Genomic DNA, 15,253 nt, shown 5'->3' with positions numbered 1-15,253 from the left:
CCCGCCGTTTTGAGTCGCGGGCCGTCTTCAAGGCGGGCGCGGTATATCCCACGCCCGGCGCCAATCCAACCTTGGCTTACATGTACATGCCGCCGTTGACCTTCAGGACCTCGCCGGTGATGTAGGACGCCGCATCACTCGCGAGGAACACCACGGCCCCGGCGACCTCCTCCGGGTTGCCCAGGCGGCCGAGCGCGATGCCGCCGACCATCTTCTGCCGCAGCTCGTCGTCCAGGTGGGAGGTCATGTCCGTCCCGATGAAGCCGGGGGAGACGGCATTGACGCGGATGCTCCGGGTGGCCAGCTCCTTGGCCACGGACTTGGTCAGGCCGATGAGCCCCGCCTTGGCCGCCGAGTAGGCCGCCTGCCCCGGGTTGCCCATCTCCCCCACGACCGAGGTGATGTTGATGATGGCGCCGGAGCGCTGCTTCATCATGGGCCGGCTGGCGGCGCGGATGAGCGCGAAGGCGCCCCGGAGGTTGGTGTCCAGCTGCCGGTCCCAGTCCTCGTCCTTGACGCGCATCACCAGGCCGTCAATGGCCATGCCCGCGTTGTTCACCAGCACGTCCAGCCGGCCATGCGCCTTGACGACGCCGTCGATGGCGCCCGCGCACGCGGCGGTGTCCGCCAAATCGAACTTCACGGCCTCCGCCTTCGCGCCGGCCTGCTGGATGAGGCCCACCGTCTCCTGCGCGGCGGCCTCGTTGCCCACGTAGCTGATGACCACGGTGGACGCGCCCGCCTTGGCGAAGGCCTGCGCGCACGCCCGGCCGATGCCGCGCGAGCCACCCGTCACCAGCACCACCTTGTCCTTGAAACCGCTCATGCTGCCCCCAGCGCGGCGAGCACCTTCTCCAGGGTCGCGGCGTTCTCGACGTTGAACGATTCGATGTCCTTGGTGATGCGCTTGATGAGTCCGCCCAGCACCTTGCCCGGCCCCAGCTCCACCACGTGCGTGACGCCGTTCGCCTTGAGCGACTCCACGCACTCGATCCAACGCACCGGCGCGCTCACCTGCTCCAGGAGCAGCGGCACCACGCGGGAGGCGTCCGCGTTGGGCTTCGCCTCCACGTTGCTCACCACCGGCACGGACGGCGCGCTGATGCGCACGCCCGCCAGCACCTCCGCCAGGCGCGGCTTCACGGGGTCCATCAGCGCGCAGTGGAAGGGCGCGGAGACGGGCAGCGGCATCACGCGCTTGGCCCCGGCCTCCTTGCACTTCGCGCCCGCGCGCTCCACCGCGGCCGCGTGGCCCGCGATGACCGTCTGCTCGGGCGAGTTGTAGTTGGCCGGGGAGACGACCTGCCCTTCCGCCGCGGCGTCGCAGGCGGCCTTCACCGCGTCCGGGGTGAGGCCCAGGATGACGGCCATGCCGCCCGTGCCCACGGGCACCGCCTCCTGCATGAAGGTGCCGCGCGCGCGCACCGCCCGCGCCGCGTCCTGGAGGTCCATCGCGCCCGCGGCCACCAGCGCGGAGTACTCGCCCAGCGAGTGGCCCGCGACGAACGCGGGGGCGGGGCCGCGCTTCTGGAACACCGCGTGAACCGCGGCCGACACCGTGAGGATGGCCGGCTGGGTGTTGGCGGTGAGCTTCAGCGCCTCTTCCGGGTCCTCGAAGCAGGAGGTGGAGAGCTTCTCGTGCAGCGCGTCGTCCACGGCGTCGAAGACGGCCCGCGCTTCGGGGAACTGCTCGTAGAGGTCCTTGCCCATCCCCACGGCCTGACTGCCCTGCCCGGGAAACACGAACGCGACCTTCGCCATGTTGCGGTCCTTCCTTGTGTCGTCCTGCCTACCAGCGCACCACCGCGCTGCCCCACGCCATCCCCGCGCCAATGGCCATCATCGCGATGACGTCGCCGCGCTTGAGGCGGCCGGCGCGCTGCGCCTCATCCAGTGACATGGGCAGCGAGGCGGACGACGTGTTGCCGTACTTGTGCAGGTTGAGCCAGCATTTTTCCTTGGGAATCTCCAGCCGCTCCATCACGGCTTCCAGGATTCGCAGGTTCGCCTGATGGGCGATGACGTGGTCCACCTGCGTCGTGTCCATCCCGTGGGCCCCCAACGACGCCTGGGTGGATTCCACCAGGGCGCGCACCGCGAAGCGGAACACTTCCTTCCCGTTCATCTTGAGCTTGTGAAGATTTGCATCCACGTTGTCCGCGGTGACGGGGGTGCGCGAGCCACCGGCGGGGATGCAGAGCAGGTTCGCGAGGTCGCCGTCGGTGCGCAGGTGGGTGGAGAGGATGCCGCGCGGCGCCATGGCGTCCTCGTGCGCGTCATCCTCCGCCCCCAGCACCAGGGCGCCCGCGCCGTCCCCGAAGAGGACGCAGGTGTTGCGGTCCGTCCAGTCCACCGCGCGGGTGAGCAGGTCCGCGCCCACGACGAGCGCGCGCTTCACCTGCCCCGAGCGCACGAACTGGTCCGCCACGCTCAGCGCGTACAGCCCGCCGGCGCACGCGGCGGACACGTCGAAGGCGAAGGCGCGCTTCGCCCCCAGCTTCGACTGCACCAGCGCGGCGCACGACGGCATGGGCATGTCCGCGGTGACGGTGCCCACGACGATGAGGTCCAGGTCACCGGGCGCCACGCCCGCCATCTCCAGCGCGAGGCGGGAGGCGTTCACCGCCAGGTCGCTCGTCGCCTCATCGGGGGCGGCCTGCCTGCGCTCCTGGATGCCGGTGCGCTCGCGGATCCACGCGTCGCTCGTCTCCACCAGGCGCTCCAGGTCCTGGTTGGTCAGGACCTGCGAGGGAGCATAGGAACCGGTTCCGATGATGTGCGTACGTGCCACGAGGCCTCCGGAGTCGTCGGAGTCCAACGCGTGGCCGGCGCGCTCTAATCGGCCCCTTCGTCCCCGTCCGCCTTCCTTCCCCGCTGGTGGGGAGGAAGCCAGGCGGCGGCGTTGGCGATGCAGCGCGTCAGCTCTTCCTGCACGCCCGCGCGCACATGCTGCAGCGCGGTGACGAGCGCGTTGTGGATGGCGCGGGGGGAGGAGCGGCCGTGCGCGACGATGCCCACTCCCTGCAGGCCCAGGAGCGGCGCGCCCCCGTATTCGGCGTAGTCCATGACGCGGCGCAGCCCCGCCAGCGTGGGTTTGAGCAGGAGCGCGCCCAGCTTCTCCGGCAGGCCGCCGCGCTTCTCGATGGCGGAACGCAGGAGGCCGGTGATGCCCATGCCCACGCCCTCGGACGTCTTCAGGACGATGTTGCCGGTGAAGCCGTCCGTCACGACGACCTCCACGTCGCCGGAGAACAGGTCCTTGCCCTCCACGTAGCCCACGAACTCCAGGTCCGAGCGGCGCAAGAGCGCGCTGGCGTCCCGCGTGAGCTGCGTGCCCTTGGACTCCTCTTCGCCGTTGGAGAGCACCGCCACCCGGGGGCGCTTCACGCCCAGGCGGGTGCGCGAGTAGGCCTCGCCGAGCACGGCGAACTGGGCCAGGTGCGAGGGGCGGCAGTCCACGTTGGCGCCCGCGTCCAGCAGCAGGCAGCGGCCTTCGCCCTTCAAGGCCGGGAACAGGGCCGCGATGGCCGGACGCTCCACGCCGGGGATCCGGCCGAGCGTCAACATGCCACCGGCCATCACCGCGCCGGAGTTGCCCGCCGACACGAGGGCGGACGCCTCCCCTTGCCGGACGAGCTCGAAGCCCACCCGGAGCGAGGAGTCCCGCTTGCGCCGGAACGCGGCGGTCGCGGGGTCGTCCATCTCCACCACTTCGGACGCGTGGTGGAGCTGGATGTTGGGAGGCGCGCCGACGCGCTCCAGGACAGGGCGTACACGCGTGGCGTCCCCGACCAGCACGAGTTCGTGCCCGGGATACGCTCGCGCGAACAGCACGCCCCCGTCCACGACGGCGTCGGGGGCGTGGTCGCCACCCATCGCGTCGAGGACGAGCCGCACCGGCAGCCTTCCGCTTTCAACTACTCCGCGGCGGTCGCGATGACCTCACGGCCACCGTAGTTGCCACAGGCCGCGCAGGCGCGGTGCGGCATCACGGGCTCCTTGCACTTGGAGCACTTGATGACCTGCACGGGGGTCCGCAGGTTGTTGTTGCCGGCCCGACGACGGTCCCGGCGCATCTTCGACGTCCGCTTCTTGGGAACTCCCACGGCTCACCTCGGCATCGGACCCGTCCCCCCTCGCGACCTGCGAGGGGCATAGGGACCGTCAGTTCAGCTTGATGTTCTTCAGCGGCGACAGTCGAGGGTCCACGACCTTCGGCTCGCAGCCGCACTTCTTCTCATTGAGGTTCTGGCCGCACTGCGAGCAGAGCCCCTGGCAGTCTTCCCGACAGACCGCGCTCATCGGGAGCGCGAGCAATACCTGTTCCCGGACGATCGGATCCAGATCGATCGTCTTGCCATCGAAAACCTGCTCGTCCGTGTCGTCCAGTTCGAAGGTGCCCGCGGATTCACCCTGGGTGCGTTCCTTCTTCTCCATGGACTTTTCGTCGTCGTCCTTGAAGTCATCGCCCCGGGCCAGGGACTCCGGCACCAGGTTGATGGTGAAGGACACGGGCAGGTCCAGCTTCACGTCCGTGAGGCAGCGCTTGCAGGGCGCGCCCACGTGGACGGTGAAGTTGCCCTTCAGCAGCACGCCGCCGCTGACCTTGCGCAGGGTGGCGTGGAGCGTGGACGGAGCGGTCGCCTGAAAGCCGGTGTCCTCGCCGGACCCCGGGCCTTCCAGGGCCTCCTTGAGGAGCCCAGGAGCGATGGGCTCGTCGAGCGTCAGCCCCGCTTCTTTGATTTGTTCAATCTTTACGACCATCTACAAGGCTTCCCGGCAAAAGGGCGCGCAACATAGAGGGACTCCCCCCGTCAGTCAACACGCCGGGTTGGACTCGCGAGCCGAGCCGCGTGGATCCACTCAACACCGCTCTGCTAGCTTTCCATCTGATGCACACCCCCGCCCGAGGTTTGCGGGGCGCACTCCGCGTCTGGGGGCTCGGGCTGATGCTCGCCCTGCCGGCGCAGGCCCGTGTGCCCCCTCCCCTGTCTCCCCTCCTCTTCCAGCTGGGCCCCACGAGCCCCACCATCGACTCCGCGAAGGCACTGTTGGAGGCCGGCCGCTTCCAGGAGGCCCTGGGCGTGGTGCAGGGCGGGCTGGATGCGCCCGACGTCACGGACGACGAGCTGGTGGAGCTCTACCGCCTGCAGGGGCTCACCGCCCTCTACCTGGGCGACGAGGCCCTGGCGCGCGGGGCGTACGAGAAGCTGCTCCAGGCCCGGCCGGACTTCGAGCTGCCCCGCTCCGCGCCGCCGAAGGTCCGCGGCCTCTTCGAGAAGCTGAAGGAGGACCTGCGCCACCGCCGCGTCCACCCCGTCACCCTGGAGGTGGACCCCATCCCGGACCCTGCGCCGGGTGAGCGCGTGGAGGTGGACGCCGTCCTGAGGGACATGGCGCTGGGAGCGCGGGCCCGGCTGTTCTACCGGCGCGCCGGGGCCCAGGGATTCTCCTCGGTGGACTTCGTGCGCGATCGCTCCCGGTCCGAGCACTACCAAGCCGTGCTGCCCGCGTACGAGCTGCCCGTGGAGTCCACGCCGTATGAGGTGGAGTACTACTTCGAGGTCGTGGACGCGGCGCAGCGGCGCCTGGCCGGACGCGGGGACCCTTTCCACCCGCTCCTCTTCCAGGTGGCACCGAAGGCCGCGTCCGCCACGGCCCTGACGGAAGGCACCCGCCGCCCCTGGTACAAGAGCCCCTGGCTCTGGGTGGCCGTGGGCGCGGTGGCCATTGGCGGCACGGCCGGCGTGGTCGCCCTGTCCTCGTCGGAGGAGCGTGGCCGCGTGCCCATCACCATCCGCGTGGAGGACGCCGCGCCATGAGACGCCCCACCCTGCTGATGCTGGCGCTGCTCTCCGGCTGCGGCCCGGACACCGCTCCGGAGGCCCTGCCCCTGGGCCTGGACATCACCTTGAGCCGCGCCGTCGCCAGCCAGGTGGGCGCCTACCAGGTGGCGGTGTTGAAGGACGGAACGAAGCGCAACTGCGCGGAGCTGCAGCGCACCTGCCTGTCCTCCCAGGTGACCCCGGACGACCTGCTGGAGTTGAAGGACGCGGACGGCAACACGGGGCGCACGCTGCGCTTTCCGTCGGCCCCCGGCGGCGCGGCCATGGGGCTCTCGGTGGACGTGCCGGTGGGCCGCGACTACGCGCTCGTCATCGAGGCGCTGACGGCCGACACGCCCACGCGCTTCCTGGGCAGCTCCTGCAACTACCTGCGCGTGGTGAACTCCGGCACCAACGCGACCCTGGTGGCGGCCCCCATCGAGCTGACCGCGCAGGCCTGCGACCCGGTGTTTCCGCGCTGACGCCCCGGGCGCCGGCCCCCTGGCGGGGAGGCGGGCGGACATGGTGCATGGATGTCACATGGATGTCCCGAGCGGGCCGGAACGAATCTGTTACGGGACGCCACGCATTCCATCCCTTCGCGGGAGCACCTTCATGGCGCGCATCCTCATCATCGAGGACGAGCAGGACCTGGCCGGACTCGTCGACTACAACCTCCGCGCGGCGGGCTTCGAAACGGACACGGCGAACACCGGCGCGGGGGCCTGGCCCGGGCGCGGGCCCATCCTCCGGACCTGGTGCTGCTGGACCTGATGCTGCCGGACGTGGCGGGCGGTGAAGTGCTCCGCATGCTCAAGAGCGACGCGGAGCTGAAGAAGGCCGCGGTCGTCATCGTCAGCGCCAAGGGCCAGGAGGCGGACCGCATCCAGGGCCTGGAATTGGGCGCGGACGACTACGTGGTGAAGCCCTTCTCCGTGCGCGAATTGCTCCTGCGCGTGAAGGCCGTGCTGCGCCGCGCGGACGCGGAGGAGGGCCCCGCCGCGGTGCTGGCCGCGGGCGACATCAGCCTGGACACGTCGCGCCACCAGGTGCGGGTGAAGGGCGAGGAGATCATCCTCACCGCGCTGGAGTTCCGCCTGCTGCGCACGCTCCTGGAGCGAAGCGACCGCGTGCAGACGCGCGAGGTGCTCCTGTCCGACGTCTGGGGTATCCAGGCCGAGATCCACACGCGCACCGTGGACACGCACATCAAGCGCCTGCGCGAGAAGCTGGGTCCCGCGGGCGACATCATCGAGACCGTGCGCGGCGTGGGCTACAAGCTCAGCCCTCCGTGAGGCCGCCATGCCCCTGCGCTTCACGCTCCTGGCCCTGCTCGTCCCTCCCCTGCTGGTCTCGACGCTGCTCGTGCTCTTCGGGCACCCGGCGGGCGCGCTCGCGGCAGGACTCGTCACGCTGGCGGGCTCCGCGCTGGCCCTGGGCACCAGCCGCGTGGCCATGGAGCGCCAGCTTCGCGCGCTGACCCAGAAGACGCAGTCGCTGGCGGCGGGCGTGGACGTGGCGCCGCCCGCGGGCCTGGAGCGCACGGACGACCTGGCGCAACTGGAAGACGCCATCGACACGCTGGACGACAAGCTGTCCATGCGCGCCGCCGCGCTCAACCAGGAGGCGCGCATCCTCACCGCCGTGCTGGACGGCATGGCGGAGGGGCTCTGGGTGACGGACGCGGAGGGCACCGTGGTGCGTCACAACGACGCGCTCGCGGAGATGCTCCGGCCCGCCAACGGCGCCATCGTGGGCCAGCGGCCGCTCGCGCTCATCCGCAACGAGGCCCTCAACGACGCGGTGGCCCGCGCCTGCCATGAAGGCGCCTCCACGCGGCTGGAGCTGACGCTCGAGGGGCTGTACTCCCGCACCCTGGCCGTGCGCGTGACGCCCGTGGGGCGCGACCTGCCCGGCAGCGCCGCCGTCTTCCACGACGTCACGGAGCTGCGCCGGCTGGAGAAGGTGCGCAAGGACTTCGTGGCCAACGTCTCCCACGAGCTGCGCACGCCCATCACCGCCATCCGGGGCTACGCGGAGACGCTCCAGGGCGGCGCGCTCCAGGACACCCAGGTGGCGCCGAAGATGGTGGAGATCATCCACCGTCAGTCCGAGCGCCTCTCCGAGCTGGTGGAGGACCTGCTGGAGCTCTCCCGCCTGGAGGCGCGCGAGATGACCTTCCAGCGCACGGAGGTGCCCCTGGCCCTGGCCGTCTCCCGCGCCGCGGAAGGGGTGCGCCCCAAGGCCGAGGGCAAGAACCAGCAAATCGGGTTGCACGTGCCGCCGGAGCTGGTGGCGCTGGGGGATGGGCGGGCCATCGAGCAGGTGCTCCTCAACCTGCTCGACAACGCGGTGAAGTACACGCCCGCGGGCGGACGGGTGGACGTGGACGGAGCGTACGAGGGCGGCCGGTGTGTCGTGCGCGTGCGCGACACAGGCGTGGGAATCGAGCCCAAGCATCTTTCCCGGATTTTCGAGCGATTCTACCGGGTGGACAAGGGCCGCAGCCGGGACATGGGGGGGACGGGACTGGGCCTTTCCATCGTGAAGCATCTGATGGGCGCGATGGACGGCGAGGTGAAGGTGGAGAGCCAGCCGAACGCGGGCAGTACCTTCGTCATTTTTCTACCCTCGGCGGCTGGCCCGACGGCTGCGACGGGCTAGGATGGGGGCGGCCATGCGGGTCGCCATCCTCGCGGACATTCACGGGAACCTTCCGGCCTGCGAGGCCGTGCTGGACGACATCACCAAATCGGTGGCGCCGGATTACATCGTCGCGGCCGGAGACCTGGCCCTGCGCGGCGCGCACCCGCGCGAGACGGTGGAGCTGCTCTTCAGCAAGTGCCACGCCCTCATCATGGGCAACACGGACGCGTACCTCGCTGGCAACTACCTGGGCGGTGCGTACCGCGAGCGCGACCACTGGAAGACGGAGCTCCTGCGCTGGACGCGCGACCAGTTGGGCGACGCGCTGCTCCACCAGTTGGGACAGATGCCCTTCTCCCTGCGCTACACGCCGCGCAAGGGACAGGACCTGTTCATCTGCCACGCGAACCCCCGCAACCTGGAGGAGTCGCTGGACCCCACGCTGGACGACCACGCGGTGCGCCGCTTCTTCACGCACCTGGACGCGGCCGCGTGCGCCTTCGGGCACCTGCACTTCCCCTACCGCCGGCGCGTGGGCCGGATGCTCATCGCGGACGTGGCCAGCGCCGGCATTCCCCGCGACGGCGACCTGCGCCCCGCCTACGGCGTCTTCACCTTCACCCCCAAGGGCTGGCGCGTGCAGATCCGCCGCGTGCGCTACCCGGTGCGCAAGGCCACCCAGGCCCTCACCGCGCGCCGCGTGCCCGGCGGGCCGCTGCTCATCCACAAGCTCGTGGAGGCGCGGTACCGCCACCACAACGCCCTGATGGAGGCCGCGCGGCGGCACTCGGGGCTGCCTCCTCCGGGGCCCGTGCTGCGTCCGCCTCCGGGTGCCGGGGGCGCTCGCCCGGCGCTCGCCGCGCCCTTCGAGAACAGCCCTCCGCCAGAGGTCGATCCGTCCACGCTGCCGCTGGACCTGGACGGCACGGTGACGGGCGCCTCGCCGCTGCCGCCCGACGCGCTCAACGACCTGGACGGGTGAGGCCCACGCCCACCCGGTGCGTGCGCGTGGGGCCTGCCCGTCCGGGAATGGACACGCGCTCCGTCACTTCTGACGGACAGCGGGCTTTTCGCACCGCGAAATCCGCTCGGCCTCCCGCGCGCACAGATGCACGAGGGCGCGCCGGGCCTTAGCAACAACCTCAGCGACGACAACGCGGGAGGGGCCATGGTCGGGTGGATGGTCGGACTGTCGGTGGTGGCGGTGTCCCTCACCGCCGCCGGAGCAGAGGCTCCTCCCCAGACTCCACCGCCCACGGTGGAAGCGCCGCCGCCCGCGCCGTACTGCGAAGGCGAATACGCGGACAGCTACGCCGCGCTGTCGCCCAAGGCGCGGGCGTTCGAGCAGGCGATGCAGAAGAAGTACACGTACTGCGTGCGCAGCACCGCCGTGTACGAGTGCCTGTCCTATGGGGCCGAGGGCAACGTGCGCCGCACGCGCACGCCGGTGTCCGCGCACGGCACCGCGTTCGCGTACAAGCAGCAGGCCGGGGAGACGCTGCTGCTCACCAACGAGCACGTCGTGGAGTGGCCGGACGTCACCAGCGACGCGCACGCGGTGGACGGGGTGCCTTCCGGATGCAAGCGCGTGAAGGACGCGCTGAGCATCGTGGAGAACGAGGCGGACCACTACGACCGCGACGACATCCCGCTGTCCAAGGCGGTGGTGGATCCGCAGCTGGACCTGGCCGTCATCAAGTCCAAGGCGCCCCTGACGGTGATGCCATGGAAGGTGGGCAGGAGCGCCGCCGTGCGCGAGCGCGACGTGGTGGACGTGCGCGGCTTCCCGCTGGGCGTCTTCAACGCCACCAACATGGGCAAGGTCATCTCCGCCTACGACCGCGACGAGTACAAGGAGTGGTACCACGACGACTTCGTCATCGACGCGCTCCTGTCGCAGGGCAACTCGGGGTCGCCCGTGCTCGCCATCTCCTGCAAGACGGGCGAGTTCGAGCTGGTGGGCGTCTATCACGCGGGCTACTCGCGAGGCAGCGCGCTCAACGTGGTGGTGGGCATCGACCAGGCGCGCGACCTGATGAACAACCTGCGCCGCACGCCCAAGCGCGCCATGGAGGACTCGACGCCGCTGGACGCGCTGGCCCGCGCCCGCGTGGCGAAGCGCGCGGAGGTGTCCGCCACGCCCTTCTTCCCCTTCGGCTCGCGCACCGCGGCGGTGTTTCCTCGCGCGGACGGCACCCTGCTCTTCGCGCTGTACGAGCAGGACTTCCCGCGCCGCGTGCACCCGCTGCTCGTGCTGGAGGACCTGCCTGTTTCTTCCGCGGACGGGGGTTTCGGGAAGGTGGGGCGCGTCTGGTTCGGCGGCGAGCGGGGCTTGCTGGAGCGCCCTCGCGCGGAGCAGGACGCGGAGCTGCAACAGCAGTTGGCCCGGCTGCTGGATGCGCTGCGCCGAGACGCGACGCTGACGTTCTCGTATCAGGACTCGCTGCCGGGCTCGGATGAATCCCGGCAGACGTTCGACACGTCGGCCCGGCTGGGCAAGACGCTGGAGCGCACCATCGTCGCGCACCGCGAGATGAGCGACGCCGTCGCGGAGCTGGCGGACCGCTTCGCGCCGGATGCCACGGAGGCCGCGACGCGCACGGAGTCCGTGCTGAAGAACCCTCCGCCGCCCGGCATCCACCTGGGCCTCACGGGTGAGCCCGCGGGCCAGGCTCCGGCGAACGCGCCGCCTCGTGACACCGGAGCGCGCCAGCCCGCGAAGAGCACGCAGGGGAAGGCAGCCAGGACTCCAGCGGGCAAGTAGTCCGTCCGGAACGCGAAGCACGGAACGCTGCGCGGCCAGGACTCCATCGGGCAAGCAGTCCCGCCGGAACGCGACAACCCGTGTGAAGCGCGCACGGCAAGGGAGCCAGGACTCTGTCGGGCAAGGAGTCCATCCGGAGCGCGACAGCTCACCCAAAGCACGCAGGACAAAGGGGGCAGGACTCCGTCGGGCAGGTAGCCAATCCGGAAAGTGACAGCCCGCGCGAAGCACACGGCGCTGCGCGGCCAGGACTCTGTCAGGCAAGGAGTCCATCCGGAACGCGAACTACGCAGCGCTGTGCGGACAGGACTTCGTCCAGCCAGGAGTCCATTCGAAACGCGACAGCCCACGCGAAGCACGCAGCGCTACGCGGCGAGGATTCCATCGGACAGGCCGTCCCTTCGGAACGCGACAGCTCGCGCGAAGCACTGCGCGACCAGGATGCCATTGGGTCGGCAGTCCGTCCGGAGGGCAGCCAGCCGGACGGGCTTGGCTGGAATTCGCGGCGCGGTCCCGGGAAGGCCCTTCCCGCCTCCGTACATTGGACAGGTGTGGAGGCCCTGCCCGAACCCGCATCCGGCGCCGTACATCCTGACCTGAGGACGGGGGAGCCCTCGCCCTGGCTGCGGCGGATCCTCCGGGGCATGTTGGGCCAGGAGCGGCGCTTCTGGGTGCTGGTGGTGGGCGTGGGCCTCATCTCCGGACTGGGCGCGGTGGCGCTGCTCGCGGTGCTTCGCTTCACCCAGCACCTGTTCTGGCAGAGCAACACGGAGCACTTCCTGGAGGGAGCGCTCGCGTCGCCAGGCTGGCGCCGGTTCCTGGTGCCGGTGCTGGGCGGCGCGCTGGTGACGCTGGTGTCCCTGGTGGTGGGCCAGCCCCTGCGCGGCCACGGCACCGCGGGCATCATCGAGTCCATCTGGGTGAAGTCCGGCCGGCTGCCCTTCCCTCGCGCGCTGTTGCGCGGCTTCGTGTCCATCATCGCGGTGGCGCTGGGGGCTCCGCTGGGCCGCGAGGGCGCGCTCCTCCAGACGGGCGCGGCCAGTGGATCCGCGCTGTCCGGATGGCTGCGGCTGGGGCCGGGCCAGGCGCGCGTGCTGGTGGCATGCGGCGCTTCGGCGGGCATCGCGTCCGCGTACAACGTCCCCATCGGCGCGGCCCTCTTCGGCCTGGAGGTGCTGCTGGGCAGCTTCGCGCTGGAGCTCTTCGGCCCCATCGTCGTGTCATGCGTGGTGGCGACGCTCGTGTCGCGCACGCTCATCGCGGATCACCCCAGCTACGTCATTCCCCACTACGCCCTCACCCATCCGCGTGAGCTGGTGCTGGCGATCCTCCTGGGCGTGCTCGTGGGCGGGGCCTCCGCGCTCTACGTGCGCGGCATCAACTTCACGTCGGACCTGCTGGACAAGTTGCCGTCGTGGCTCACCCCGTTCATGCCGCTGGTCGCGATGACCGTGGTGGGACTCACCGCCATCGCGGGGCCGTACCTCATGGGCAACGGCTACGACTCCGTGAACATGGCGCTGCACGGGACGCTGCCCCTCACGCTGCTGCTCCTCCTGCCCCTGGCGAAGCTGGCGGTGACGTCGCTGTGCGCGGGCGCGGGAGTGCCAGGCGGACTCTTCACCCCGTCCCTCTTCTTCGGCGCGCTCCTGGGCGGCGCGTTCGGGATGCTGGTGGAGCGGGCGATCCCGGGCGGCGCGGCACCCAGCGGGGCCTACGCGCTGCTCGGCATGGGCGCGGTGCTCGCGGGCACCACGCATGCGTCCGTGTCCGCGGTGCTGATGATCTTCGAGATGACCGGAGACTACGACCTCATCCTCCCGCTGATGCTCGCCGCGGTGGTGGCCGCCGTCGTCAGCCGCCGGCTGGAGCCCGAGTCGCTCTACACGTCCGTGCTCGCCAAGCGCGACGTGCGCGTCCCCGCCTCCGTGCCGCACTGGCTGCGAGAGGAAGGCGTGCGCTCGCTCTTGTCACCGGCCACGCAGCGGGTGCCTCCCTCCGCGCCCTTCGACGAGGTGGTGGTGCTCCTCCTGGAACAGCCCGCCGGCGCGGACCTCTACGTCACCGACGCGGAGGGACGCCTGTTGGGCGTCATCACCCTGGACGCGCTCAAGGGCCACCTGCCGGACCACTCGCTGCTCCAGGCCACCGTGGCCGCGGACGTGATGGACACGAGCGTGCAACCCATCACCCCGGACCTGTCCCTTTCGGAGGTGGCCGCGCGGTTCGGTCACACGGAGCTGGACCGGCTGCCCGTGGTGGACGGACGCCGTCACCTGCTGGGTTCACTGTCCAAGGGCGACCTGCTCAAGCGGGGGCGCTTCTAGATGGAGCTGGAGCCCCGCACGCGCGCGTGGAGCATCGTCGTGATGAGCCTGCTGTGCGTCGTGCTGACGTGGGTGCTGCTGCGCACCCCACCCCGCCCCGGTCAGCACCGTCCTGAAGGACCAGAACCCACGGAAGAAGAGCCCACCCGGGGCAACCCCTACCGGGGCTGGCCGCTCTTCCAGGGTTGGCCCATCCCCCAGCCCCCGGACACGCCTCCGGCACACGATTCGAAGCCGTCCGACGCGCCCCGCCAACGTTGAGGGTCCACTGTCACCTCGCCCTGGAGGGACGGTCCAGGGCGGGCAGCCAGCCGGGCTGCGCGTGAAGCGCTTGCATGCGGGATGGCCGGGAGGAAGATGGCCGCCGCCTTGGACGCCACTCCGTTCAACTTCGTCGCCATCGTGCTGTGCGTCTCCATTGGAGCGGGCCTGCTGGGTTCGCTGCTGGGTCTGGGCGGTGGCCTCATCCTCATCCCCGTCCTCACGCTCGTGCTCAAGGTGGACATCCGCTACGCGGTGGGAGCCTCCATCGTGTCCGTCATCGCCACGTCCAGCGGCGCGGCGGCGGCGTACGTGCGCGACGGCCTGGCCAACATGCGCGTGGCCATGTTCCTGGAGCTGGCCACCGTGGCGGGCGCCGTCACGGGCGCGATGCTCGCGGGCATGGTGGGCGGCCGCGCGCTGTACTTCCTCTTCGGCGCGGTGATGGCCTATTCGGCGCTCGCGATGCTGCGCAAGCTGCGCGAGGACGGCAGCCCCCGCGAAGAGCCTCCGCCGGATGCCATCGCGGACCGGCTCGCGCTGCATGGCAGCTACTACGACGTGTCCACCGGCGGTGAGGTGACGTACCGCGTGCACCGGCCGCTCGTGGGCCTGGGGCTCATGTACATCGCGGGCACGGTGAGCGGGCTGCTCGGCATCGGCTCCGGCGCGCTGAAGGTGCCGGCCATGGACCTGGCGATGGGGCTGCCCATCAAGGTCTCCACCGCCACCAGCAACTTCATGATTGGCGTCACGGCGGCGGCCAGCGCGGGCATCTACTTCGCGCGCGGGGACATCGACCCGTTCATCGCCGGCCCCGTCTGCGTGGGCGTCACGCTGGGCGCGTTCGCGGGCTCGCGCTACCTGACGAAGCTCAAGAGCGGGTCCCTGCGCATGCTCTTCGTGGCCGTCCTGCTGTGGGTGTCGTACGAGATGCTGTCCAAGGGGATACGCGGATGAGCGCCGAGCCTCCGTCTTCTCCAGAGACGACGACCACCACCGTCGCGCAGGACGAGGTGGTGCCCCTCACGCCGGAGCTGCTCATCAGCCAGCTGTTGCGCGGCGGCGTGCTGCTCAGCCTGTCGCTCGTCACCTGCGGCATGGTGATGACCTTCTTCCGCCACCCGGACTACTTCTCGTCACCGGACGCGCTCCAGCGCCTCACCGACCCGGACTCCGCGCCGCACCAACTGACGGACGTCTTCGAGGGCGTCATGGCCGTGCGCGGCCAGTCCTTCGTGATGGCGGGGCTCCTGGTGATGATCACCGTGCCCGTGCTGCGCGTGGCCCTGTCGCTGGGCATCTTCCGCGCGCAGAAGGACCGCACCTTCGCCGCCATCACCACCGGAGTGCTCGCGCTGCTCCTGCTCGCCTTCCTCCTGGGCGGTGTGGAGTAGTCCACTCAGCAGTCCACCCGTTCGTCACATCCA

15 protein-coding genes and 1 pseudogene are annotated in these 15,253 nt (G+C 70.6%); 10 read left to right on the top strand and 6 right to left on the bottom strand.

All coding sequences use genetic code 11. From position 1 onward, the window contains the following. Positions 1-76 precede the first annotated feature (76 nt). From fabG to ACX114_RS13020, 6 genes are read right to left on the bottom strand one after another with little or no spacing between them, the layout of a single operon-like run. Positions 77-826 carry a 3-oxoacyl-[acyl-carrier-protein] reductase gene (fabG, locus tag ACX114_RS13045; protein ID WP_459298047.1) on the bottom strand — a complete coding sequence of 250 codons (750 nt, stop codon included), beginning with the start codon at positions 824-826 and terminating at the stop codon, positions 77-79. Beyond that, complete coding sequence (fabD, locus tag ACX114_RS13040; protein WP_459298045.1) at positions 823-1,761, bottom strand: ACP S-malonyltransferase; 939 nt, start codon at positions 1,759-1,761, stop codon at positions 823-825. The genes fabG and fabD overlap by 4 nt, the downstream gene beginning before the upstream one ends. Before the next feature lie 28 nt (positions 1,762-1,789). Beyond that, positions 1,790-2,791, bottom strand: a complete 1,002-nt coding sequence (locus ACX114_RS13035) for a beta-ketoacyl-ACP synthase III (protein WP_459298043.1) — start codon at positions 2,789-2,791, stop codon at positions 1,790-1,792. Between the two features lie 44 nt (positions 2,792-2,835). Then, positions 2,836-3,897 (bottom strand): phosphate acyltransferase PlsX, encoded by a 1,062-nt coding sequence (gene plsX / locus ACX114_RS13030; protein WP_459298041.1) that lies wholly within the window; start codon positions 3,895-3,897, stop codon positions 2,836-2,838. Between the two features lie 20 nt (positions 3,898-3,917). Continuing rightward, positions 3,918-4,106 carry a 50S ribosomal protein L32 gene (gene rpmF / locus ACX114_RS13025; protein WP_014395447.1) on the bottom strand — a complete coding sequence of 63 codons (189 nt, stop codon included), beginning with the start codon at positions 4,104-4,106 and terminating at the stop codon, positions 3,918-3,920. A gap of 58 nt (positions 4,107-4,164) precedes the next feature. After that, entirely contained in the window at positions 4,165-4,764 is a 600-nt protein-coding gene (locus ACX114_RS13020; protein WP_459298039.1) for a YceD family protein, read from the bottom strand. Positions 4,765-4,949: 185 nt separating this feature from the next. Here ACX114_RS13020 and ACX114_RS13015 point away from each other — a divergent pair, with 185 nt between their 5' ends. The 10 genes and pseudogenes from ACX114_RS13015 to ACX114_RS12970 all read left to right on the top strand — a co-directional run bounded on the left by ACX114_RS13015 (position 4,950) and on the right by ACX114_RS12970 (position 15,220). Beyond that, positions 4,950-5,822 (top strand): hypothetical protein, encoded by an 873-nt coding sequence (locus tag ACX114_RS13015; RefSeq protein ID WP_459298037.1) that lies wholly within the window; start codon positions 4,950-4,952, stop codon positions 5,820-5,822. Continuing rightward, positions 5,819-6,307: a hypothetical protein gene (locus tag ACX114_RS13010; RefSeq protein WP_459298035.1), complete on the top strand. Its 489-nt coding sequence runs from the start codon at positions 5,819-5,821 to the stop codon at positions 6,305-6,307. Before ACX114_RS13015 ends, ACX114_RS13010 begins: the two co-directional genes overlap by 4 nt. A gap of 133 nt (positions 6,308-6,440) precedes the next feature. Next, positions 6,441-7,120 (top strand): annotated as a pseudogene (locus tag ACX114_RS13005) (winged helix-turn-helix domain-containing protein). Between the two features lie 7 nt (positions 7,121-7,127). Beyond that, positions 7,128-8,489 carry a sensor histidine kinase gene (locus tag ACX114_RS13000; protein WP_459298033.1) on the top strand — a complete coding sequence of 454 codons (1,362 nt, stop codon included), beginning with the start codon at positions 7,128-7,130 and terminating at the stop codon, positions 8,487-8,489. Positions 8,490-8,502: 13 nt separating this feature from the next. Continuing rightward, a complete protein-coding gene (locus tag ACX114_RS12995; RefSeq protein WP_459298031.1) occupies positions 8,503-9,453 on the top strand; it encodes a metallophosphoesterase family protein in 951 nt (316 codons plus the stop codon). Positions 9,454-9,639: 186 nt separating this feature from the next. Next, positions 9,640-11,235 (top strand): trypsin-like peptidase domain-containing protein, encoded by a 1,596-nt coding sequence (locus tag ACX114_RS12990; protein ID WP_459298029.1) that lies wholly within the window; start codon positions 9,640-9,642, stop codon positions 11,233-11,235. 644 nt (positions 11,236-11,879) lie between these two features. Beyond that, on the top strand, positions 11,880-13,562 hold the full coding sequence (locus ACX114_RS12985) for a chloride channel protein (protein WP_459298027.1): 1,683 nt from the start codon (positions 11,880-11,882) through the stop codon (positions 13,560-13,562). Then, positions 13,563-13,823, top strand: coding sequence for a hypothetical protein (locus ACX114_RS12980; RefSeq protein WP_459298025.1), 261 nt, complete (start codon positions 13,563-13,565; stop codon positions 13,821-13,823). A gap of 96 nt (positions 13,824-13,919) precedes the next feature. Continuing rightward, the gene (locus tag ACX114_RS12975; RefSeq protein WP_459298023.1) at positions 13,920-14,783 is read left to right on the top strand and encodes a sulfite exporter TauE/SafE family protein; all 864 of its coding nucleotides are present in this window, start codon (positions 13,920-13,922) and stop codon (positions 14,781-14,783) included. Next, positions 14,780-15,220 (top strand): DUF1634 domain-containing protein, encoded by a 441-nt coding sequence (locus tag ACX114_RS12970; protein WP_459298021.1) that lies wholly within the window; start codon positions 14,780-14,782, stop codon positions 15,218-15,220. Before ACX114_RS12975 ends, ACX114_RS12970 begins: the two co-directional genes overlap by 4 nt. Positions 15,221-15,253: the final 33 nt, after the last annotated feature.

Source organism: Corallococcus sp. M7 (genome assembly GCF_054512695.1).
Note: the sequence above shows the minus strand (reverse complement) of the source record. Positions and strands in the feature narration are given on the sequence as shown.

What these genes read in the sequence shown, in the direction of transcription:
- fabG (WP_459298047.1), bottom strand. Translation starts at nt 826, where the DNA reads ATGAGCGGTTTCAAGGACAAGGTGGTGCTGGTGACGGGTGGCTCGCGC.
- fabD (WP_459298045.1), bottom strand. Translation starts at nt 1,761, where the DNA reads ATGGCGAAGGTCGCGTTCGTGTTTCCCGGGCAGGGCAGTCAGGCCGTG.
- ACX114_RS13020 (WP_459298039.1), bottom strand. Translation starts at nt 4,764, where the DNA reads ATGGTCGTAAAGATTGAACAAATCAAAGAAGCGGGGCTGACGCTCGAC.
- ACX114_RS13015 (WP_459298037.1), top strand. Translation starts at nt 4,950, where the DNA reads ATGCTCGCCCTGCCGGCGCAGGCCCGTGTGCCCCCTCCCCTGTCTCCC.
- ACX114_RS13010 (WP_459298035.1), top strand. Translation starts at nt 5,819, where the DNA reads ATGAGACGCCCCACCCTGCTGATGCTGGCGCTGCTCTCCGGCTGCGGC.
- ACX114_RS13000 (WP_459298033.1), top strand. Translation starts at nt 7,128, where the DNA reads ATGCCCCTGCGCTTCACGCTCCTGGCCCTGCTCGTCCCTCCCCTGCTG.
- ACX114_RS12995 (WP_459298031.1), top strand. Translation starts at nt 8,503, where the DNA reads ATGCGGGTCGCCATCCTCGCGGACATTCACGGGAACCTTCCGGCCTGC.
- ACX114_RS12990 (WP_459298029.1), top strand. Translation starts at nt 9,640, where the DNA reads ATGGTCGGGTGGATGGTCGGACTGTCGGTGGTGGCGGTGTCCCTCACC.
- ACX114_RS12985 (WP_459298027.1), top strand. Translation starts at nt 11,880, where the DNA reads ATGTTGGGCCAGGAGCGGCGCTTCTGGGTGCTGGTGGTGGGCGTGGGC.
- ACX114_RS12980 (WP_459298025.1), top strand. Translation starts at nt 13,563, where the DNA reads ATGGAGCTGGAGCCCCGCACGCGCGCGTGGAGCATCGTCGTGATGAGC.
- ACX114_RS12975 (WP_459298023.1), top strand. Translation starts at nt 13,920, where the DNA reads ATGGCCGCCGCCTTGGACGCCACTCCGTTCAACTTCGTCGCCATCGTG.
- ACX114_RS12970 (WP_459298021.1), top strand. Translation starts at nt 14,780, where the DNA reads ATGAGCGCCGAGCCTCCGTCTTCTCCAGAGACGACGACCACCACCGTC.